Origin of the sequence: Deinococcus sp. LM3, assembly GCF_002017875.1 — a bacterium.
Classification (GTDB): Bacteria; Deinococcota; Deinococci; order Deinococcales; family Deinococcaceae; genus Deinococcus.
Genome location: NZ_MUFV01000005.1, coordinates 67,783 through 88,957 on the forward strand (window position 1 = coordinate 67,783; position 21,175 = coordinate 88,957).

At 60.8% G+C, this 21,175-nt stretch carries 15 protein-coding genes; 9 read left to right on the forward strand and 6 right to left on the reverse strand.

All coding sequences use genetic code 11. From position 1 onward, the window contains the following. Window positions 1-124: 124 nt before the first annotated feature. Together BXU09_RS18645 and BXU09_RS18650 are read left to right on the forward strand one after the other, a co-directional pair. On the forward strand, window positions 125-661 hold the full coding sequence (locus BXU09_RS18645) for a hypothetical protein (protein WP_078305824.1): 537 nt from the start codon (window positions 125-127) through the stop codon (window positions 659-661). After that, window positions 655-1,002, forward strand: coding sequence for a hypothetical protein (locus tag BXU09_RS18650; RefSeq protein ID WP_144012399.1), 348 nt, complete (start codon window positions 655-657; stop codon window positions 1,000-1,002). The genes BXU09_RS18645 and BXU09_RS18650 overlap by 7 nt, the downstream gene beginning before the upstream one ends. Window positions 1,003-1,366: 364 nt before the next feature. Here the strand turns inward: BXU09_RS18650 and BXU09_RS18655 are convergent, their stop codons facing one another. From BXU09_RS18655 to BXU09_RS18680, 6 genes are all read right to left on the reverse strand, one after another. Then, complete coding sequence (locus tag BXU09_RS18655) at window positions 1,367-3,286, reverse strand: hypothetical protein (protein ID WP_078305826.1); 1,920 nt, start codon at window positions 3,284-3,286, stop codon at window positions 1,367-1,369. A 1-nt stretch (window position 3,287) separates the two neighbouring features. Then, window positions 3,288-3,791 carry a hypothetical protein gene (locus BXU09_RS18660; protein WP_078305827.1) on the reverse strand — a complete coding sequence of 168 codons (504 nt, stop codon included), beginning with the start codon at window positions 3,789-3,791 and terminating at the stop codon, window positions 3,288-3,290. A 353-nt stretch (window positions 3,792-4,144) separates the two neighbouring features. After that, window positions 4,145-5,200 (reverse strand): UvrD-helicase domain-containing protein, encoded by a 1,056-nt coding sequence (locus BXU09_RS18665; protein WP_078305828.1) that lies wholly within the window; start codon window positions 5,198-5,200, stop codon window positions 4,145-4,147. 2,194 nt (window positions 5,201-7,394) lie between these two features. After that, a complete protein-coding gene (locus BXU09_RS18670) occupies window positions 7,395-8,711 on the reverse strand; it encodes a hypothetical protein (protein WP_078305829.1) in 1,317 nt (438 codons plus the stop codon). Between the two features lie 66 nt (window positions 8,712-8,777). Then, entirely contained in the window at window positions 8,778-9,425 is a 648-nt protein-coding gene (locus BXU09_RS18675) for a hypothetical protein (RefSeq protein WP_078305830.1), read from the reverse strand. A gap of 392 nt (window positions 9,426-9,817) precedes the next feature. Beyond that, window positions 9,818-10,453, reverse strand: a complete 636-nt coding sequence (locus BXU09_RS18680; RefSeq protein ID WP_078305831.1) for a hypothetical protein — start codon at window positions 10,451-10,453, stop codon at window positions 9,818-9,820. A 3,014-nt stretch (window positions 10,454-13,467) separates the two neighbouring features. On the opposite strand from BXU09_RS18680, the gene BXU09_RS18685 reads away from it, so the two are divergent. The 7 genes from BXU09_RS18685 (at window position 13,468) to BXU09_RS20635 (ending at window position 21,072) form a co-directional block, all read left to right on the forward strand. Beyond that, window positions 13,468-13,977: a hypothetical protein gene (locus tag BXU09_RS18685; RefSeq protein ID WP_078305832.1), complete on the forward strand. Its 510-nt coding sequence runs from the start codon at window positions 13,468-13,470 to the stop codon at window positions 13,975-13,977. After that, window positions 13,974-14,681 carry a hypothetical protein gene (locus tag BXU09_RS18690; protein ID WP_078305833.1) on the forward strand — a complete coding sequence of 236 codons (708 nt, stop codon included), beginning with the start codon at window positions 13,974-13,976 and terminating at the stop codon, window positions 14,679-14,681. The genes BXU09_RS18685 and BXU09_RS18690 overlap by 4 nt, the downstream gene beginning before the upstream one ends. A gap of 360 nt (window positions 14,682-15,041) precedes the next feature. After that, the gene (locus tag BXU09_RS18695; RefSeq protein ID WP_168174679.1) at window positions 15,042-15,701 is read left to right on the forward strand and encodes a ParA family protein; all 660 of its coding nucleotides are present in this window, start codon (window positions 15,042-15,044) and stop codon (window positions 15,699-15,701) included. After that, window positions 15,698-16,048: a hypothetical protein gene (locus tag BXU09_RS18700; protein WP_078305835.1), complete on the forward strand. Its 351-nt coding sequence runs from the start codon at window positions 15,698-15,700 to the stop codon at window positions 16,046-16,048. The genes BXU09_RS18695 and BXU09_RS18700 overlap by 4 nt, the downstream gene beginning before the upstream one ends. A 464-nt stretch (window positions 16,049-16,512) precedes the next feature. After that, a complete protein-coding gene (locus BXU09_RS20625; RefSeq protein WP_144012400.1) occupies window positions 16,513-17,481 on the forward strand; it encodes a hypothetical protein in 969 nt (322 codons plus the stop codon). Beyond that, window positions 17,391-18,179, forward strand: coding sequence for a hypothetical protein (locus tag BXU09_RS20630; RefSeq protein WP_144012401.1), 789 nt, complete (start codon window positions 17,391-17,393; stop codon window positions 18,177-18,179). Before BXU09_RS20625 ends, BXU09_RS20630 begins: the two co-directional genes overlap by 91 nt. Beyond that, window positions 18,163-21,072 (forward strand): hypothetical protein, encoded by a 2,910-nt coding sequence (locus BXU09_RS20635; RefSeq protein WP_144012402.1) that lies wholly within the window; start codon window positions 18,163-18,165, stop codon window positions 21,070-21,072. Before BXU09_RS20630 ends, BXU09_RS20635 begins: the two co-directional genes overlap by 17 nt. The last annotated feature ends 103 nt before the right edge of the window (window positions 21,073-21,175 follow it).

Genomic DNA, 21,175 nt, shown 5'->3' on the forward strand with positions numbered 1-21,175 from the left:
TCTTCGGGTCCCCGCCCCGAGCAATTACCCTGCCGTGTTAGTTGAGCAGTCAGCACCGGGGTTCCCTGCCCGACCGGCAGCCCGATTCCCCGGCAGTTCCCCGGCGCGGTTGCAGACTGACGGCATGTCCCGCTCCCTGACCTGCCTGCTCATCGCCGCCATTTCCCTCGTCTCCTGCGGCTCTGTCACTCCATCTGCCCCCGCGACGTTAAAACCACTCGAAGACTGCCCGTCCTGCGGCCTGCTGCCCATCACGGTCAGCGTGAACGAATTCTGGGGCTGGTCCAGCGAGCAGCAGGCGCCACAAATCTGGAACTACGGCGCTGAGCGCCAGAGGGAGCACAGACGCGAGGTGTTCGTGCTGCCTACCGCTGACGTCGCGTTCACGAACGCGGGGCAGGTGTGGATGGACCGCCCACTGGGGTGCCTGAACACGTTCAATCCCTTCGAACTGGATGCCGTCACTGCCCCCATCCTGCGCGTCACCGCTGCGGTCGCCGCGGCCTCTCTCACGGACCGCCGCGCAGCGGACAGCCTCTGCCTGAATACGTTCGGCCCCGGTTGGACGGCACTCACCAGCGCGGGCAGCGAACTGCTCACCGAGCAGGCAGGTTTCTGGGTGACCGGCTCCCGCCCGGTCGAGGAGGGGATCGCGTGGTAGTGGATTTCGCCGACGCCCACTGGCCGCACCTTCAGCAGACCGTGACACGCCTGCTGGACGACATGCGGACCGTCGTGACCACCCAGCCACTGACGAGCACGTGGACACCGGACCAGGTCACGCAGGCGCAGGCACTTCTCGAGGATCTGGGCGGTGACTGGCACGCCCACCGGATCCGTCAGGGCACCCTGACGCATCTGTCTGAGCTGAGCGGCGCCATGACCGTCGCCGGCTGCACGGTGATGCGGGCGAACATCGAGGCCATCCGAGGCCACCTGCTCCTGATTCTGGAGGACACAGCGGCTGCCCTTCACAGCAAGGGCACGGACCTCCTGACCTGAGAGGGCTAGGTCAACAGGCGCACGAGGATCTCGCCCGCCTGCACCTCATCCCGGGCCCATACCCTGAGCCTGACGGACGCGTCACGGTCACGCCCAGCTGACCCTGCCGGCAGGCCTGACGGAAGGGACCGCCCGGCTGCCCCTACTGCTCGCCGTTGACGGGTGATCCGGCGCGGCCTGTACGTCCAGACTGTCTACGCCCATTGGCAGCCGTTCTGGAAGTCATCGGAACACTTCTACGGGAGTTGGTGAGATCGCTCAGCGGGAGTTCAGCCCACCTGCGTGACGGCATCAACAGGCTGATGCCGTCATATACAAACTTCCCAGAAACTGCCGGATGCTGAGCCTCTGGCTACCGACCTGTTCAGGCCTCGTGAGCGGAAATGTGCTCCTTGTCGGGGAAGCACAGACTGAGCCCACTCTCCCCACCGGCGATGAGGCCCCAAGCATCTTCGAGAAATTGGAGAGCGGTGATTCTGCCAGCACTGGCGGGGAAGAGATTCAGAAGATGTCCGTCCTCCGTTTCCCAGATGCCGACCATTCCGTTGGCGAAGCCGACAGCCAGCATCTCACCTTCGGGACTGAACGAGACACGGTCCGCGTAACGGCCACTGAATTCGAAGCGGTGTAACTCCAAGCCCGTCTCGACAGACCATAGGCGCGCCGTCCGATCCTCCGACGCAGATAGCAGAAACCGTCCGTCCGGGCTGAACGTGACGTCGTTGCACCAGCCATCGTGCCTGAAGGTACGGACCTTCTTACCTTTCGGCAGGCTCAGAAGGTGGATCTCGTTGTCCAGGGAGGCGAGGGCCAGCAGTTGCCCGCCGGGATGGAGAGCGAATCTACGGACGTTCTGATCAGGTGTGCTCCAGCTCCACAGCGTGTCGCCGTCATCGGTGTCGATCAGCATGACCTGATGTTCGCCGACGACGAGCAGGTGGTCGTCGGAGATGAACTGCGTGCCGATGACCGAGACACCGTCCAGCTCCAGCTCACTGTGAATGATGGTTTCCTCCTGCAGGTCTTCCAGAATCAGCAGAGGGCTCCTGCCACGGGCGCAGCAGTACAGGTCATCGGTGGGATGTGCCTCCAGATGCTTGATGTCACCGGCATAGAAGTCCAGGGTGACCGCTTCGAGTTGCTCGTCATCCATGGGCCAGAGGGCCAGCTGCCGTCCCGTGTTGGCCAGGATGGATCCATCGGGCGTATAAAGGGCGCTGTTCACGCGTTCATCCGTGAGTTCTACCACCAGAATGTCGTCGAACCACGTTGCGTCATCGTGGTCTGACTCCTGAACGGTTCGGGCTGGAACTTGAGGCGAGGACTGTGCTGGCGGCGCGGCCGATGTCGACGGTTGAGCAGTCTTGTCGGGATACTGCGCGGGTTCGAGGACGTTGATTTTCAGCAGTGCTGAAACGCTCTGGGCCAGAAGAAGGGCCTGCTCGAACTGTGAGTCACTGAGCGTTCCTTGCCGCTCCTGCTGTTCGCACAGGGCGACGGCCTGATCCAGGCGAAACCGTGTGCGCTCCAGGACGCTGTGCAATTCACGCATCCGGCTGATCACGGCCTGCTGAAGGGCCATACGCAGGGACACCTGCGCGCGGAATTCCTTGACTCCCGCTTCGAATTCATGCGCGGCTGTCAGGGCCTGTTCGCCCTTCTTGGCGACCGTGAAGCCAGCGACGACCAGGGCAGGTGCCGCAGCCAAACCGCCGAGGACGACGGTCCCGAGTGCCATGCCGCCGCCCCCGGCTGCCAGTGAACCTCCCCCCAGCCAGGCCAGGGTGGCGTTGGTTGCAGCTGCGCCGGAGAGTCCACTGATTGCCGTGCCGGTGCTGGCGGCGCCGACTGTGCCGACCAGTACTCCGGCTCCTTGCGCCGCGCCGATGCCAACGCTGCCGGCTGTCATGGCAGCGTTGGTCAGGTTCAGGACCAAGTGAGCTGTCTGTTTAATCTCTTTGAAGCTGGCTTCCGGCATGTGAAACCTGACTGCGAACTCCTTGTCAGTCAGGTTCATGCGGGCCTCCTGTCGCTCGTACAGCTGCGCGAACCGGACCAGTGAGACGGTCTGGACATTCTGCCGGTGTTCCGCGAAATGCGCGGCGACCGCGCTGAAGTGCGCATCCGAGGCGTCCATGTGGCGTTTCGTTGCTTCACCCAGCTGCTTGGCTCGCTCCGCAATAGTTTTGGCATCGCCGAAGTGACCGACACCCTGGCCCAGTTTCCGAAGTCCCGCGGTGCCGGCCAAGCCCGCGCCGGCCAGGAGGAGGAGGGGTAACGGCATCTCAGAGCTCCATGACAAACCCGGACGTTCGGGTCAGGTGCCGGATTTCCGCGAGGCTCTTGAACGGCGAAGACTGCGCCAGAGTGACGAGGGCGTCGAGGGTGGCACTCATACCCTGCGTATCACCCTCACGCTGTGCGTGATCGAGGACCCGGAAGAGCCGATCGAACTGAACTTTCCGTTCGTCGAAGGCCTTGTCCATGTACACGGTAATGGCCTCGCGCGCCAATTCCAATTCAGTCAGATCGCGTGACAGATCAGCGGCGATCTGCGCGCGCTTTGTGGTTTCCTGCTCTCTGGTCTGGTAGTAGTCGACCACGCTCTTGACGACCTGCGCCGTGACAGCGACAGGCGTTGCTGTGCTGCCTGTGGAGTTCATGGCTTTGCCGAGTTTGTGCGATGTGGTGGCGGTCTCGATCAAACCTGTATCCCGGCAGTGCTGGAAGAGTCGCTGGGCTCTGGTCTTGATGTCGTTGGTGAGGGCTTCAGAGTGCGAGTGAGTCATGGGGGCTCCCGGTTGACGCGAAGGATGCGACATTGTCCAGGGCCAGTTCTGACTTAACAGTCACATGGCCTCGTAGCTAAGGTCTTCATGTTTCATGCTTTCCCTGTAAGCGGCGTCCATACCGGCCTATGCACGACAGCAGGTCCACGTCCGCCTCCACCGCCCGGCGCAGCACCTTGCCCCACAGGCCCGACTCGTAGTGATACGGACTCGGATTGAATGGGCTGCAAAGCCCGTTCAATCCGAGCGGATGCGAGCAGGAGAGAAACGGGTTCTGGACGTGGCGCCAGCAATCCGGTGAAGTTCCGGATTGTTGGCGAAACAAACGGAATCCGTATGAGTCTGCAGCAGGCTCATGCCGTACTCGTGCAGGCGACCCTTTCCGTCATGCGCCGCACCTCACCGTCCGCCGCGCCGGGCGCCGCCTCGATGCCGTCACTGAACGCCGAGGCCAACTCCACGTGCGAGGCCGGGCAGCGGAACGTCACGGTCAGCGGGAGGGTCACCGCGTCGAACACCTGCGCCGCCCGGTCGAGTCCGCCCCGGTCCGCGCCGCTGAACCCGTAGATCGCCTGGGAGTCATCACCCACGAACACCACGCGCCCCCGGCGACCCACGACGTGCCGGACCAGCCGGTGCTGAAGGCGGGAGAAGTCCTGCGCTTCATCCACGAGTGCCACGTCCAGGGACTCGAAGCCGTACCCCAACTTCAGCGGGAGGTACAGCATGTCGTCGTAATCGAAGTGACCCCGCTCGCGGAAATCTGCGAGCGCCCGGTCCTGCACCGCCCGCACCGCACCGACCACGTCCAGGCTGTCCGGGAATTCGAACTCCTGCTCCGCCGCGAGAGAGAGGACGGCCTCGGCCGAGTTGGCGATGTGCACCATCGACAGACGCACCAGGGTCATCAGGGATTTCGCCACGCCGCGCGAGTACACGCCCGCTTCCTTGAGAACCGACTTCACGATGTTCAGTCGCTTCCACTCCACGAAGGTCGCCTGCACCGGGCAGTGCTCCTTCACGAGTCGCCGACCGAACGCATGGAAGGTGGACACCTGCACGTCCCTCGGGAGGGCGCCGCGTAACTCCTGCGCGATCGACCGGTTGAGTGCGAACGCCCCGACATCCAACCCGCCCGGCAACACCTGCGCGACCGTCCGCAGGACCGTCGACTTCCCACTCCCCGCCGTCGCGACGACCATCACGTTCCGCGCCGAATTGACGACGTGATGAATGACGTTGAGTTGCTGCGGCGTGAACCGACCCAGCGCCACGCGGACCTGCTCCGCGTCCACCCCCGGACGAAGTGAGCGAACCACGGCGCCCGGATCGAACGTCACCCCACCCAACACGCCCGCGTGAATGTCACCCACCCCGAACAGCGCTCCCGGTTCCACGATTCCTGTCATGCCCCCCCCCGGCCGCGCGAAGCGCGGTGACTGGTCGGGTGATCTTCCACGTCCCCCCGCTCCGCCGCAGAGCCCATGCCAGGAACGCACGTTCCTCAGTTCCGCCGCAGACCCCAGAGCAGACCACCCGCCTTGCCCCCCCAGGTCACCCGCGCCACCGGACACCAACCGCCCACCGCAGACCTCACCCGGAAGTGCCCGCCGCTCACACCACCCGCCGCGCCGCGCCGACCCCCACACCCACCCGCGCCGCACCCCGGAAGACCCACGTACCCCACTGCGAGAGCTCCTGCCAAAGCACCCCACAGACCCGGCCAGGACGGGGCAAGATGACCTGCCAGCGCCCAGGAGGCCCAGAAGTTCCCAGGTACCCTTACTCTCCGAGAGATTCAGGCTTTATACGAGAAGATGGGAGGGTAGCCGCCCCGCCCCTCAATCTAATGTCTTAAAACAGGGTGGGTAGGGCATCTAATATACGAGCGTGGGGATTGGCCGGTCCTGGCACAGATGGGCCGGAAGTGCCCTGGTCACCCGTGTTCCCAACCCGCGATCTGGCACGTTCCGACGCCTAACCCAGGGAGGTCGTCAGACGATTGGCCGAGTCCGGAATGCGCCTTCGGAGGACGTGTCGGACTACTCCGGCTGACCTCGTTCCGGTCTCCTGCCGCGCCGTCATCTGCGGGTGTCCGAGCAACCTGAACCACTCCGCTGCGACGCCGGATCAAAGCGCGCTGGATCAGGTCAGTCTGGGCAACGTATCTATCCTGAATGTGCAGGTTCACAGGTGTCCGTCCAGGGTCACTCATCCCCGTATCCCGAACCACTATCTGGCACCCCTGACTGTCGAGAACACAACGTCGGCACACGCAGGTTTGCCGAGGGTAGAAGGCACCTTCGAGGAACGTTCCGGATCACTCTGACGCACGCCTGATAGTGCTGTTCCGACGCCGGGTGTTGCCGCTGTTTTCGTGGGTCGCGCGGACCTCGAATCCGCACGTCCGAAACCCTGCATTTCAGACCTCTGATTGGCTTCTTCGCCGTCCTGTCTGCGCGTGTACCCAGAACGTTCTGCGCTCCGTATTCCGGAGTCGTTTCACGCAGATTGACCAAGGGTAGAACGCACTTCCGGGGAACGCGCCGCATCACTCTGACGCTCGCCGGATCTATGGTTCCGAAGCCGGGTGTCGCCGTTGTTTTCGTGAGTCGTGCCGACTCTGAATCCGCACGTTTACCACCCTGCATTCCTGATACCTGAATCTTTCCAGAACCAGGCTGTCAGCTGTCACGACGGGCGTGGCTGCCGAGTGGATGATCCGGGTGCCGGATTGACTGCCCTGCACTGGCAGATGCGCGCCTCCGTGGGGACACGCATCGTCTGCCTTGGTAGTTGCTTTGGTAGTGGTCACGGTACGCCCAGCGACCACCCCGGAGAGGTCATCATTCGCCACGCGGGGGCATTCCATGTCTGGACGAAATCGAGTGCCTGACCCTCTCGCCGTCCGCGCGGAACATCAGCGTTGATCGTTACGCCATATGTCCATCGTCAGGGCAGGTGGCACGCCCAGAACTGGACAGCTCAGGCGACTGTGAACCCGCCTGGACGGCACGCCCAGACTCCCCAACGGGTGAGCGGAGCAGCTGCACATCCGGCGCACGTCATGACGGTTCAGCGGCCCCCCGATCTCGCCGCGTAGGGGACCGCAACAATCAACCGGAACGGTCCATGAGCGACCGCTCCGATGGTGTGCCCACCCTGACCAGGGTCGCAGTGTGACGGTGCGTCCGGGGCGAGTGGAGCAGGTGAAGATCAGGCTCGTTTCCGACTCGCTTCGCACGCCGAAGTTGAGCCGGCCGATCACGTTCATCCGGGTCTGGTTGACCTCGTCCATTGAGCCGCCGCGACTGCCGGAGATGAACACGTCCTCTGGTTCTCTGAATTGCCGATACAGCCCAGCGCGGTCGGCGTCAATGCACAGCTGCTCTGGCCGTTCGGTGCGCCTGTCAAACCCGAACTCCAGGAGAACCGAGCAGACCAGTCCCGCTGCCAGAAATCAGGGTGGCGACCAGGGGTGCATGGACGGGGAATGTGATGGGCTCATGGGGTCTGCACCCCTTCTGTCGGAAGGGCGCAACAGAAGCCCGGAGGCGCGATCTGCACCTCCGGGCAGGACGGTCTGACAGGCGCTCCAGGTGATCAAGGAGACGGGAGGGCACGCCACCACTCGCTCAGGATGACCTGCCCCTTGAGGCCTTCTTCCTCCCGCATGATCTTCTCGATGGTCGGGACGCGGTTGTGATTGGCCGTTCCCCAGATGGTCTGCAGGTAGTCTTGCTGCCCGAAACTTTCGAACTTCGACTGCACGTGTTCCAGCTTGTAACTGCCGCTGTCGTACTCGAATGCGATGGGTCCGTAGGGGCTCTGGAACACCGCGTCCGGATCATCCCGCGCGACGCGCTTGCGAGTATTCACCATGAATTTCTCGTCGGCCGGGACGTTCATGATGCGGCGCATCTCGCCTGTTCCGGCGTAATGGGCGAGGACGTTATCGTCCACGCGCTGAAGGGCCGCGCCTATAAGGTAGAAGCGCGTCTTGATTTCCAGGCTGACGCGACCGTGGACGGGACGCATGATCGCCTCGACGTACCGGACGTTCTTCAGGTCGTTCGGTGACAGGAAGTAGTGCCGGCGCAGCTGCTCGGCACTGATGACGCGGTCCACCTGGAGGTCTGTTTTGAACTGCTCGATGCGGTCGGCGCGGCGCTCTCCCAGGAGGGTGAGCGTCTGCTCCGGGAACAGGCCAGGGTGCTTCCGGACGAACATGTCCCGGATGATGGGCGTGAGGGCGGGACCGGCGTACTCTTCGGAACTGCCCGGGTTGAAGGTGGTGAGCTGGGCGCGCTCACCGCTGCCGCCGCCGGGCAGGTACGAGATGACGGTGAGCATGGAAGCGTGCGTCTGCGCCAGACCCTGCCCGCGGGACGGAGAAGGCGTGAACAGGATCACGCGGAACCGGTGGGCGAGCGCGGAGGATTTCAGGCGTGTGACGAGACGCTCGGTGGTGGTTCGGCTGAGGCCTCCGCCGGTGATGGCACCGCCGACAAGCGCGGCGCCCTGGGGGGTGATCATCGGGGACAGGTTCAGATTCCCGATGAACGGTTTCAGGACTGCTCTGGTGTCGTCGTCTACCGGGAGGTACCCGTAGTCCTCCATGCACAGGCGCAGGTACGCCCGGTCGAGGTGGCGCTGCGGCGCGACGTTCGTTCCCGCGGCGTTCCGGAAGAGCACCTGACGGCCGGTGAGGGAGAGCAGGTGCAGCGTGCCGATCACGGTTCGGACAGACACGAGAACACCCGCTTTGAGGAGGTCCTGGTACCTCGGGCAACGCAGGCGGGCTTCCCGTTCCGTCCACGCACCCTCGTAGTCGTAAAGGTCTTCGAGTGCCTTGCGCTCGTCGGGCGTGAAGGCCAGCGAGACGCTGAGCCGGTTGATGGCGGCGGGGATTTTTCCCATGGGTCTGACTCCTCATGGCGCGCGGGAGGCCTCACAGGGACCTCCCGCGTACCTCGTTGACGGTGGTTACTTGCTGGTCGTGGGCGTATCTTTGGGGGCCTTCTCCGACCTGGCAGTTCCGGACTTCTGATCGGCTTTCGAGCTGGTGTTTGACGTGGCTTTCCGCTTGGGTTTCGGCTTGGGTTTGCGGGCGGATGCGGCGGCCGTGACGGTGCGTTCCGGCAGATTCTGCGTGGCCGCCATGCGGCGGATCGCAGCCAGTCGCGCGAAGTCCAGTTCACCCTTCATGATCTGCTCCTCGGTGACCTGCACAGGGCCGCCGCCACGGATCAGGGCGTAGGTACTTTCAGTGGTCTGCTGAGCCAGCCAGGCGTGAACCTGCGGCGTGTCCAGAATCAGTTCCTCATGGCCTTCGAAATCGAGTTCCTCGCCGTTCGCGTCGACGTACGGGAGGCTGAATTCTTCGATGATCGTGGCGGCCTGAATGACGCCTTCGTGAATGGCGCGGCTGAACTCCGTGATGGGTTTCAGGCGCTGCTGGGTGGGGATGGCGCCGAGCAGCTCACTCCAGCGGACGAGCGTAGGCGTGACAGGCGGCGGAGCGTCACCGGACGCGGGGCTGGGTGGCGCGCCGAGTTGATCGAGTGCGGACGCGATCTCGCCGGGCTGGAAGTCTGGGCCGGTGGGGGGTTCCTGGAGAGGGGTATGGGACATAGTGGTGACCTCCTTTGACGTTTGGGAGCCATCTGGCGCCTTGGTCTCAGTGTGTGTGCACGTTGGGTTTATGAGTTCTAAGTTAAGATTTTTATAACACCACGCCCAATTGGGAATCCCCTATTCAGGCCACCTCATCAGACAGGCGACGTCACGTGCAGGACAACCTAAAACCCTCCGCCAGCGCCGGGCAAATGCACCTCGTACGGATTCCGTTTGTTTCGCCAACAATCCGGAACTTCACCGGATTGCCGGCTTCACTTCCGGAACCCGTTTTTCTCCCACTCGCTTCGCTCGGATTGGACGGGCTTTGCAGCCCATTCAATCGGAGTCGGTATCAGACAAGCGTTGCAGCCGCTATTGGTCACAGACACACAGCGAACCGGTCAGGATCAGTCGTCCGCCACCTGCTGGGGGGTGAAGGTGTACTTGACGTGGCTGGTGCTGAACTTCGCGATTCTCATGCTCTCGCCACTGTCGAGGTAGACGGTCGGGCCGTCGATACGCTCAATGCGGACCAGGGTGCCGCTCGCCTTGTGCCGCCAGATCTTCCCGGCCGCCAGGGCGCCCTCGGCCTCGATGGCCGCGTCGACCGGCGCGTCCGCCTGGACCGGGGCGGGGCGGGCACCTTCATTCTTCACGTCGTACGCGTGACCCAGGGCCGGCTGCGGGGTCGGGGATCTCTGGCCGGAGAGGGCCTCGGCCGTGAAGGCCTTGCCGAGCAGGCGGTCCAGGGCGTAGTACCCGGCGTTCGGCATGCCGCCGGGAATGCGGGGGGCGTCGTGCGACGCGGCCTTCGCGGCGCGGTCCAGTTCGGCGTCCGTCAGGCGGGGCAGCAGATGGCGGTGCGTGCCGGGCAGGGCCAGCTGCTCACGCAGGTGCCCGAGGCGCTTGGCGCTGCTGGCCTGCATCAGGGCCCGCAGGACCTTCAGGCCCTCCGGATCCCGGGGGGGCCGCGCCTGCAGGTCCGCGAGTGGAATGGGTTCCAGAGCCAGGATCGCCCAGCCCTGGGCACCGGGGTTTTCCACAGGGGCCGCGGCGGCCGGCGGAACATCTTCAACACCTTCGGCTGTGCCTGATTCCCCGCCTTCCATGCCAGACCCGACCAGTTGATCCAGGAGCAGGTCCTCGCCCTCTTCGGCGTCCGTGTCTTCAGGCAGGCCTTCAGTGGTTCCGCCGTCAGGCGAAAAGTCATCATCCTGCGCCCTGACTGACTCAATCCAGTCAGGAATGATGGATGATTTTTTCTCTGTCTGAATCTCTGTCGGCTTCTCGGCAGGCATCTGTGCTGGAGTCTCTGTATATGTAATTGTCAAATCGGTAATTCCGTTATTACCGTCCCGGTAATCCGGTCTTTGACCGTTTGGTAATTCCGTTATTACCCTTTTGGTAGTTTGGTTATTATCAAAAGAGTAATAACCAGCTGCTCCGACTCCAGTTTCGCCGGCAGAGTTGGCCAGTTGAGCATCAACCTCATCAGAGGCTCTGGCGGCCTCATCAACCTGCGCTTTGCGACGGTTCCCAGAGGTGGGCTTGCTGCCCTTCTTGTGGATCAGTTCGCGCCTCGCTTTTGGCCTCACTCGGCCCGCTTGGCGTTCTTGCAGCGGCATCTGAAGTATCTGCTTCCACAATTCAGCGAATCGGTCCTCATTAATGCTGAAGTGGACGGTGGGGACCCCCGCATATTTTTTGATTTTGAGCGTCACGATACCAAGGCTCTCCAAAGTCCGACGAGCACCAACCGCCTCCTTAGCTGTCAAACGGATCTCGGACCACCAAGCCTTGTCAGATTTCGCCAGCCAGAGCCGCCCCTCGTGCGATATCGTCAATCGGGTGTCATTGTCACCCCGATTCTTCCGGGGCAGCCGCCAATACATTATCTGGCTGAGCATCAATCCGGCTTTAAGGTCGCCCGCCATGTCGACGTAAAGCCTCTTAAAATCGATAGCATCATTCGTTGTGCGCTCCCAAGCTACGTAGGCTTGGAAGTCGGCAGTTGGTTCTATCGTGCTCACAGTTTGTTCCCTGGTGTGTGGCGGGTGGCAGCATCCACTGGTTCTGTGTTGAGCAGTGCCAGCAGAGTGCGTAGCCGAAGCAGCCGCCAGCTGCTATGTGAGCGGTCATGTATGTGACGAGCCCCCACCGGACGGGGTTCTACATGGTTATTCGCGGGCTCTGCTTTTTGCGTGAAGGACCACTCCATAAGTTCAGAAAGTGCCGAAAAGCAAATCGTCAAAAATCTCGTCTGGGTGCGGAATAACGACATACGTATATGGTTGTGTGCGATTGGGTTTCAAGACAATTCTGAGTCAAGTAGGCTATAAAATTCCGTCCCTAAATATCGGACAGCTCCTGGCTCACATTGTCTTTTCCTCCGACTCTGCCTGCAAATCCAGGAGACAGGCCGCAATGCGGCTGATCTCACTGACGCGGCTCACATGAGATCCCGTCAACCACATGGGCCAGTCTTTTCAATCAGGCCGGTCAATAAAGAATGTGCCGACTATATCCCGAAACCGTAGATACGGATTGCCCCTCTGCAGGGGAACGCGAGTAGCACAGACCGGTTAGCCAAGAAAAACACTGACAGATTGTGAGCATAGACTCGCGGCTCAGTGTGAATCTGGGCCATGAAGTTGACAATCTCCAAATTTGTCAACGAACTCGATGGAAGCAGCAATACTCGTCAGTACCCACGTGACGCCAAACGGACGGGTTTCCCACGCCTCACGGGCAGCCGCCAACAAGTTGTTCAGCCGGCTGGCGTCTGATCTGCTTCTGCCGCATTCAACGGCATCTGTGTTCCCGAATATCTCTTCTTAACTTCCTCCCTTCAAGAAAAGAAAGTGCAGAGATGCCGACAGTCGAGTCAGGTAGGTTCCTGAACTCTGACATGTGGGCAGAGCAGATCAGAAAGGGTGCGGTTCAGGTGTGCTGATGGGTTTCCAAGTCAAGCGATTCCGGAAGAGCAGTCTCCGCGAGTCCTTCCTGCTGACTTTCGAGAAGCCGATCAGTGTCAGTCTGCGGAACTTCTCGTAGCCACTGCATCTGTTTGCGATTGGCGTGGTCGTGGCAGCTCATCAGATACGGTCGTGACCGCGTTTGTCGGTACATGTTGCTTCACATGAGTGCCCCAAACAGCGCAATCCGAAATCGTGTTTTTTAACGAATAGGAACTTTTTTGGGCTCTTTTTCTGCAGATTCCGGTGAAAAATCGCGAAAACGCTGTTCTGGCGGGCCTTCTAGGGCCACCTGACAGGAAGGATAGGAAAGGGGCTGCGGGATCCGTGGTGTGCAGGAGGGGTGCGGTTCAGGTGTGCTGATGGGTTTCCAAGTCAAGCGATTCCGGAAGAGCAGTCTCCGCGGGCCCTTCCCGCTGACTTTCGGGAAGCCGGTCAGTGTCAGTCTGCGGAACTTCTCGTAGCCACTGCATCTGTTTGCGATTCGCGCGGTCGTGGCAGCTCATCAGATACGATCGTGACCGCGTTTGTCAGTACATGATGCCTCACATGAGTGCCCCAAACAGCGCAATCCGAAGTCGTGTTTTTCGACAAAGATGCACTTTTTTGGGCTCTTTTTCTGCGAATTCCGGTGAAAAATCGCGAAAACGCTGTTCTGGCGGGTCTTCTAGGGCGGCCTTACAGGAAGGCCAGGAAGGGGGCGGCGGGAACTGTGGGGGGGTCTTGGGTGCTGCTTAAGGAAAAGATTGAGTTGACACTAATATTCCTTAGTGTGAAATTTATCTCCTATGGACGGTCAGTTCGCTGCTGAGCCGGCACCCATCCACCGGACTGGAAACGCCTCACCTGAGATGGGCTCCCTTCCGTCCCAGTCAGGTTCGCAGTCCGCTCCACGTCCGAATTGCAGGTCCCACGGGGCCGGCTACAGCGTAAGCAGGATCTCAGCAATCCGTACCCCCATCAGGGGTTTTCCCGAACGAGTGGCATGAGCACTTCACCGGGTGCCGGTCCTCTCTCACCACATTGCCTCCAGATCTTCCATTCGCTGTTCGCGATTCGCGAACAGCGAATATACTGAGACCATGCTCAAACCCCAGGATCTTCTGATTCTCCTCAAGCTCCTTCAGTCGGGGTATACCTCGCACGCGCAGCTTTCAGGAAGCCTGGGCATGAGCTCGTCCGAAGTGCACGCCGGACTCAAACGACTCAAGCAGTCCCGACTCGTCAAGAGCGACGTCTCCCCCATCCGGTCAGCCGTCCGTGAGGTTCTCCGGTACGGTGTCCCCTATTTCCTCCCCGCCGTGCGGGGCGAACTCACCCGCGGCATGCCGACCGCCTACGCCGCGCCACCACTGAACGCCCATATCGCTCAGGGCAGCGACCCGCCCCCCATCTGGCCCGACCCTGAAGGCACCGTCCGTGGTCAAGCCCTGGCCCCCCTCTACCGCTCGGTGCCCTTCGCCGCCCGTCAGGACCCAGCACTCTACGAATGGCTCGCGCTGGTCGATGCCCTGCGGAGCGGAAGCACCCGCGAACGCCAGTTGGCCGGCAAGCTTCTGGACGAGCGCCTGCAGATCCCGGTCGTGTCATGAGCAGCGCAGCGAACATTGAGCGGCTCACCGAGACTGTGCGCCGCCTCGGTCCACTCGCGCAGCAGATGGTCTTCGTCGGCGGCAGTACCACCGCCCTCTTCATCACCGACGCCGCAGCCGCTGACGTGCGCGAAACCCTGGATATCGACGCCATCGTCAAGATCACCCGGGCCGGGTACAACCGGTTGACCGAGTCACTGAACGGGCAGGGCTTCTTCGAGGACACGACTGAAGGCGCACCGATCTGCCGGTTCCGCAACGGCGATCTGATCCTCGATGTGATGCCAACCGACGAGCAGGTGCTGGGCTTCAGTAACCCCTGGTACCTCCCCGCGATGGAGCACGCCGAGACCCTGAACCTGGCGGACGGTCTCCAGGTGCGAACCATCACGGCCCCCTATTTCCTCGCTACCAAACTGGTGGCCTTCGAGGGCCGCGGTGAGGGTGAGTACGGCCTCAGCCATGACATCAGCGACGTCGTCTCTGTCCTTGATGGGCGGCCTGAAGTGGTCGACGAGGTCAGGCAGAGTGACCGTGAGCTCAAGGCGTTTCTGGCTCAGGCGGCCCGCGAACTGCTGGTGACCCCCGCATTTACGGACACCATCTCCTATCACCTGCTGCCCGACCCGGCGAGTCAAGCCCGGGAAGGGCTGATCTTGAAGCGTCTGGAACTTCTTGCAGCAGCCGATCAGCAGGATTCCTGAAAGCTCCTGGGACGCTTCGGGCAACCGCACACCGATGAGGTTGCTGAGCCGTAAGTGCCCTGAGCCCTGATCATCCTGGAATGTTGGGATGAACAAGAGTTGCTCTACATTCAAGTCAGCCATGACCTGCTGGGAGTCCACGTCACATCCAAGGCCAGCCGTACCGGGATCTGGTGTCCAGAACGGCGTGGAAGGGGTTCGGATCAGCAATCCATCAGACAGGAAAGTGAACTTGATTTCGCTCATGACAGAAATCCAGAGGGAAATCATTCTTTCATGCCTACTTTCATGATGCATTGAAAGATAACTTTCAAGCCTGATTGTTGTCTTTCCGTCTGTTGAGACGGCATGATGGCAGGCATGTCAGCCAGAATGTCTCCTGTCGTGATCAGCGCCGTCATGAAGAAGGGCGGTGCCGGGAAAACCTCGACCATCGTGCCCCTGGCCAGTTTCGCTGCGCAGTCCGGGGCCCGCGTGGCCCTGATCGACATGGACAGCACGCCGAGCGCCCATCAGTGGTTCACGGCGGCTGAACTGGGCAGCGAGACGTTCGCCTGTGACCGCATCACGGCGGACGAGCTCGATCCGCTGCTGCGGGATATCCGGGAGAGCAGCGCCTTTGATTTCGTGTTCATCGACACGCCCCCCGGGGATAAGCACGGCATCGTGCAGGCCATGAGTGAGAGTGACCTGGTGCTGATGCCCCTGCACATCGGGTCAGGGGACGTACCCCAGTTGGTCGAGACGTACCACCTGATGCGCCTGCCACTGCGGGCCAATCCGAAGTTGCATCACCTGATCGTCGTGAACCACGCAGGGACGATGCCAGCGGTGACGCGCGACACGATCAGTGCCATCCAGACTGAACTGCCGGACGCACAGATCGCGGCCGCCACCATTCCGTACAGCAAGCAGTACGCCCTGGCAAAAGGCAACCGCCCGGACCGCGTGAAGTGGTGGCATTACGACAAGTTGTGGAAGGAGATTCAGACCCTGCTGCCGCAGGAGGTGCCCGCATGAGCAGCATCCGCAAGATGATGGGGCAGGCCGAACCGCAACCGGAAACCCCTCCGCTGCGCACGGCGCCCCAGACACCAGAGCTGAAAGAACAGCCCACACCACCCATCACTGAAGGGCCGCGCCGGTTGAACCTGCCGCCAGTCGCCCCGCCCGAAGAACGCAAGCCGCTGAGCACCCGCGTGAAACCCAGCTTGAAAAAGGCGCTGGAGGACTACACCAAAGAGATCCGGGACGCGGGGTTCAACGTCACGCAGGAGATGGTACTGGACGTGCTTCTACGTGAGTTGCGGGACAGTGAGGGGTTACGAGAGAAGGTGGCTGCGGTCCTCGTCGCTGAGCAGAAGTGACCAGAGGAGAGGAGGCCCGCCCTTGTCGCCCTTCCCGGTCAATCTTGTCTTAACCAGAGTAGATTTCGTCGGGTACTGAGGAACCGGAGACTACAACTACCCGTTTCCGCGTAACAGATCTTGCATGGATAGCTTAAGTGCAGTAGTCAGTCGCAGGAGAGTTGTGAACTGCGGGTCGTACTGCGCACTTTCGATTTTGCTGATGTGGCTTCGCGAGAGGTTGGCACGGGCGGCAAGTTCTTCCTGACTGTATCCAGAGTTTTGACGTGCCTGCCGGATCTGAGCCGCCATCCACTCCAACGCCTGTTGTTCATGGGCTTGGTAGGTTCGAGGTGTGCGGGCCATTCCACCTACAGTGCAAGAGTTGATCTGACTGTGCCACCTATTATAATATGCATATTATAATAGGTGGCGTGCAGGTGTGACGAATGTTTGGGTAGATCAGGACCAGTCAGGAGGGAAGAGTGAAGTATTTTTGCGGCTACACCCCATGGGACTTCCCAATCGCGCAACTTGACCCCTACGCTCACATGCTCGTCTCGCCGACCACCTATTCGCCAACGTACAGGTACGACTTCCACCCGCCACAGGAGGTCATGCTCGATAGTGGCGCCTTCCATCACGGTCGGCGTAACACGCATCGTCACCGCCTGCGCACCTTGCATGATCAACTCAAAATTGCCGAACAGTACCCAGGGAGCACGGTCACTCTTGCCCACAGTGATGTGCTCTTGCGGCCAGAGGTTGATCCACGCCGGAGTATTCATGAAACCCTCGTGAATGCCGAGTGGTTCATGCGGCAGGACCTGCCGAGTGGGTACCGACGAATGACTGTCGCTCAAGCACGCACTCCTGACGAGATGTACCTCGTGGTTTCTCAACTGGCTCAATTTGAGCCTGAATTGATCGGTATAGGTGGTCTCGCGAATCTCCACCGTACCCACCGCAAACTCCTTCCATTTATGCTCGAAGGAGCGGTGGAGGCCGCCGGCGACCTTCCCCTCCACGCACTCGGCGTCACTGCACAGCACATTCTCCAACGGCTACGCATCAACAACATCTACAGTTGCGACTCTGCCACTGCCATCTGGTGCGCCATCTATGGCAGCGTTGTCTATGCCCGTCCATACCGCCGTTACCGTCTGATCAGCGAGAAATCCAGCAGGCCCGAATCTCCACAGGAAACAGGCTACTACAGCAGTCTGACTCGCCCTCTCGCCTGCACATGTCCAGTGTGCCGAACAGTTCCAGAAGAGTTACTAGGCAGTGACTCGCGCGCTAAATACGCCCGTTACATTCACAACTACTATCACATCAAGCTTGAGATCGAGGGAGAGGGAGAATGGCAGGCAGTTTACTCATCGGCCGAATACCAGTCCGTTATGACGACCTTTCTCTCCTCCAGGAGCTCATCGAACAGCACCCAGGCATAACGTTTAAAGCACTCAAGGAGACTTTAACGCCACACTGGACGTACTACCTGTCAAGCTCGGCCAGTCTGCTCAAAGAAACCCTGAGCTTTGGCACAACACTGGGCCTCTTCGCTTCAAGCGCTGAACGGTCATGGGATGACCGCACCTTCAGCACTCCCTATGAATCGAAGCATCTTCGTGCCACGATTCTTCATCTCCTGTCCGCGCAATCAGACACCTCCCAGCGGGCCTTTCGTGGAGTTCATGACGAATTGATCGACCAGGGGCATGTCCACACGGATATTTCCAGCATCCTCGAATGCATGGAGACTGGGCCCTATGGTCAGGTCTTCCGCTGGAACGATACGAAAGTCAACTTCTGGAGTCAGTTCATGCACGACCTGGGTCTGGTCATCCGGCTTCCACCGGAACGGGTGGTCCTGAGTCCGACCAGCTCTCTCCTTCAAGAACTGCTGCCTGCACAGGGCGGCCCCGTTCGCCCGTTGTTGGAAACGTGGCACCGCGATTATTACGCCGTCTTCACGCGTCTAGGCGAGGTTCACGAAGGACTTGCACGGGCTCTCCTGCGACTGGAACAACAAGGACACATGACATTCACGTACGCGAGTGACGCCGTCGGCAGTGTGCTGTTATGCGGCCGTCGCATCAGTCACTGGACTCACGCCGCCGCCGGAGGCACCCATGTGGATTCCCTTTGATCCTGCCGACGTTGCTCAGGTCTTCACCACCGAATCCCGTCAGAAGCACGAGCGAATCTTCACGCTAACACACACAAGCATGAACCGAATTCTCGTCTCGCACAACCGCGTCGGTCTTTCCAATGGCCAGTTTGTCGGTGAGCATGCAGTACTCGATCTGATTCAACAGTCTGCTCCGCTGGATAGCAATCGCGTCTGGTTCATCGTGGGAGAAACAGGCAGTGGCAAGTCTGAACTCTGCCAGTGGTTGGAGTACCAGTTGCGTGAACGGCACCTACCCCTGCACATCTCCAGGCGGCAAGCAAATCTCACCGGCATTCTCGATGTGCTGCACACCCATTTACCGTCCGGCCTTCAGGGGCAGACGACTGACCTGCCGCAGGACGTGTTGACGGATCACCTTCGCCTGCACCTCATGCTACGCGCCCACCGGGAAGGCCGCGGCCTGGGGTACGTCGAGCAGTTGCTGCCCTTTCTCCCTGACCTCGCCCGGCGGCTCTATCAACCGCTGGCTTCGTTTGAATTGCCACCCCACCTGCCTCCTGCACCCGCAGATGTTCCTTTCACGGCCTGGTTGTTCAGCGCCGTTCGCGAAGTCTTGGGTCTCCAGTCACTCGAACCCACCCTGCGTGCACTGGCCGAACATACCGCCCAACTCGGGAAACGTCCGGTCCTTTTGCTGGAAGACATCACCACTCTCGGCTTCTTACGTGACGATCTCCTCGACTACATTTTTGATCTCTCCGCTCCAGGGTTCGACGCGGTCATCGGGCTGACCAGCGGTTTTGAAGATACCCACCTTCACCGCGACGGAGACCTTTCAGAGATGGCGTATGTCCGTGACCGTCTCAGTGCCCGGTTCCAGTTATCGCACAAGAGTGGAGAAACGTTTTTCCTGAACCAACCTCAAGATCTCCATGATCTGGTCCGGCGCTACCTGGGCTGTCTGCCGGCTCAGTCGGGCGGATCTTCGCCCGCGTTTTCAGGCCTGTACCCGTTTTCACCCACCATGCTCGACCGTCTATACACACATCTGGTCGAAAGTGGTAACCCGCGTCAAACGCCACGGAATCTACTCGACGCTGTTATCAAACCTTCCCTGTGTCTGAATGAACCACCCCACGTCACTCTGTTCCGGGCACACCCTTATTTGCGCACGCCCAGCGTTACCTTTTACCATCAAGACATTCCACCGGAACTCCAAGGACTGCTGTACTGGCATGGTGAGGTCCGGGACGGAAGTGTTCACGTTCCGGACGATGTGGCGCAGGCATTCGGTTATGATTCTGTTCCTCCGGTTCCCTGTTTTCCCAATCCCACAGGATCAACGTGGCTCTTCGGAAAGACGGCGGATGATCCAACAGATCTGTGGAAAGAAGCCATCCGTGAACTGCAAGCCTGGCAATCTGCGGGTGCTCCCTTTCCCAAACGCCAGTATCTCAAGCGCGGGATTGAACGACTTCTCCGGGCCCTGCTGGATCCGCGCCCTATCCAGCATCCCCGTCTGAATGCGCTCAGCGCAGATCCTTTAGAGTACACGCGCGGAGGCGATCACCTCCCTATTTACTTACCCGAGAGCGGTGACGTGCGTCCTGAGCATTGGCCGAGCCTGCACTTCCCCCGCACTCTTCCGCCCCAACTGCTTGAAGAATGCCTCACCTATGCGTTCTCCGCCAATCGCCATGTAGAATGCTTTGCCGATCTGGGACATACGCGACAGGTTCTCGAAGATGTTGTCTCCGATTTCCGGAGTGACGTGCGCGATCAGATCGGACGTCTCACCGGACAATCATGGTCGAGGATGGTCTTTGGTCTCTGGTGGCTCTGTCAACATGTCTGCCAGGGCCATCCCCTGCAGATGAACGGCGGGGATGGCAAACGCGCCCTTTTGCAGTATGATCTCGCCCCAAAAGAACTGCGAACGGCCTGGTCGGATGAGCGTCGCCACCGCGTGTTACACCGCACTCACCAGGAACTTCGGGCGAATCGTGATCACTACCGGGGCTTATTTGTGAGCCTCTTCCATCACAGAGACGACCTGATGGACCCCGTGCTCTATGAACAGGAGTGCCGACAGTTCGATCCCAGTCTGTTCATGGATACCCTGGCCACGCTTTCACTCTCACGCCTCTCGGCGGCGCCCTACCGGCAACGGGGCAGTAAGCTCTCGTTGACGCAACTCCTCCAACCCGCCGTGGAATACGCCGCAGCCCTCAAGGCATACGTCCTTCAAGACGAAGACCGTCTCCAGTGGACGGCCGTGGAACGCAGCCTTGAACACGCCATTCAACAGGCAGATGAATTGGACCTAGCCTGCAGACGTATTGAGCGTCTGGCTCATCAGGCCGGATGGACCATCACTGCCCCGCCGACCAGTCACACGTGGCGGTCCGGCGAGTGGGCAGGTGTCCTGCGTCAGTCCCAGCAGGCCAGTCGCGACTTCAAGAACCATCCTCCGATTGTGCAGATCACGGTGGCGCGCACGTGGCGGGAACGCCTGGAACAAATAGAACCGATCCAGTGGATGAACGCTGTTAAGGTGTTCCGAGACAGCGCTGAACGCATTCACCAGGAGAGGCACCCCGTTGAACAACTGCCCACACGACAGACGCATCATTCGAGTGACGTTCACCTGAATGATCTGGAAGATCTCGCCAGTACGCTGGCGGCGGCCGCGGACGCCGCCGACACCTTGCCACAGCATGTTGCCGAGCAGACGGCCCGTTCGATCCGTCGCCTGCAGGCGACGCAGACTCAGAGCATTGAAGCCGTCCTGGGCCGTCATGGCATTCACGCACCCGTGCAGATGGCGCGGCAGTCACGGGAGGCCAGTCTGGTTCTTCTGAGTGACCTGCTGGAATGCATGGTGGACCTCATGGACTGCCCACCGTGAGCAACACCAGGGATGGCTCAGTACGTCGAAGCTAACATTGCGAGGTTCCGGCAAAGCGCCGGAACCTCTCCATTCCCGCTCCAACGTACTTTTTCTGCTGCGC

Bases quoted from the DNA above. Each gene is read 5' to 3' on its own strand.
- BXU09_RS18670 (WP_078305829.1), bottom strand. From the start codon at position 8,711: ATGGGAAAAATCCCCGCCGCCATCAACCGGCTCAGCGTCTCGCTGGCC.
- BXU09_RS18695 (WP_168174679.1), top strand. From the start codon at position 15,042: ATGTCAGCCAGAATGTCTCCTGTCGTGATCAGCGCCGTCATGAAGAAG.
- BXU09_RS18700 (WP_078305835.1), top strand. From the start codon at position 15,698: ATGAGCAGCATCCGCAAGATGATGGGGCAGGCCGAACCGCAACCGGAA.
- BXU09_RS20630 (WP_144012401.1), top strand. From the start codon at position 17,391: ATGGCAGGCAGTTTACTCATCGGCCGAATACCAGTCCGTTATGACGAC.
- BXU09_RS18645 (WP_078305824.1), top strand. From the start codon at position 125: ATGTCCCGCTCCCTGACCTGCCTGCTCATCGCCGCCATTTCCCTCGTC.
- BXU09_RS18685 (WP_078305832.1), top strand. From the start codon at position 13,468: ATGCTCAAACCCCAGGATCTTCTGATTCTCCTCAAGCTCCTTCAGTCG.
- BXU09_RS18655 (WP_078305826.1), bottom strand. From the start codon at position 3,286: ATGCCGTTACCCCTCCTCCTCCTGGCCGGCGCGGGCTTGGCCGGCACC.
- BXU09_RS20635 (WP_144012402.1), top strand. From the start codon at position 18,163: ATGTGGATTCCCTTTGATCCTGCCGACGTTGCTCAGGTCTTCACCACC.
- BXU09_RS18665 (WP_078305828.1), bottom strand. From the start codon at position 5,200: ATGACAGGAATCGTGGAACCGGGAGCGCTGTTCGGGGTGGGTGACATT.
- BXU09_RS18660 (WP_078305827.1), bottom strand. From the start codon at position 3,791: ATGACTCACTCGCACTCTGAAGCCCTCACCAACGACATCAAGACCAGA.
- BXU09_RS18675 (WP_078305830.1), bottom strand. From the start codon at position 9,425: ATGTCCCATACCCCTCTCCAGGAACCCCCCACCGGCCCAGACTTCCAG.
- BXU09_RS18690 (WP_078305833.1), top strand. From the start codon at position 13,974: ATGAGCAGCGCAGCGAACATTGAGCGGCTCACCGAGACTGTGCGCCGC.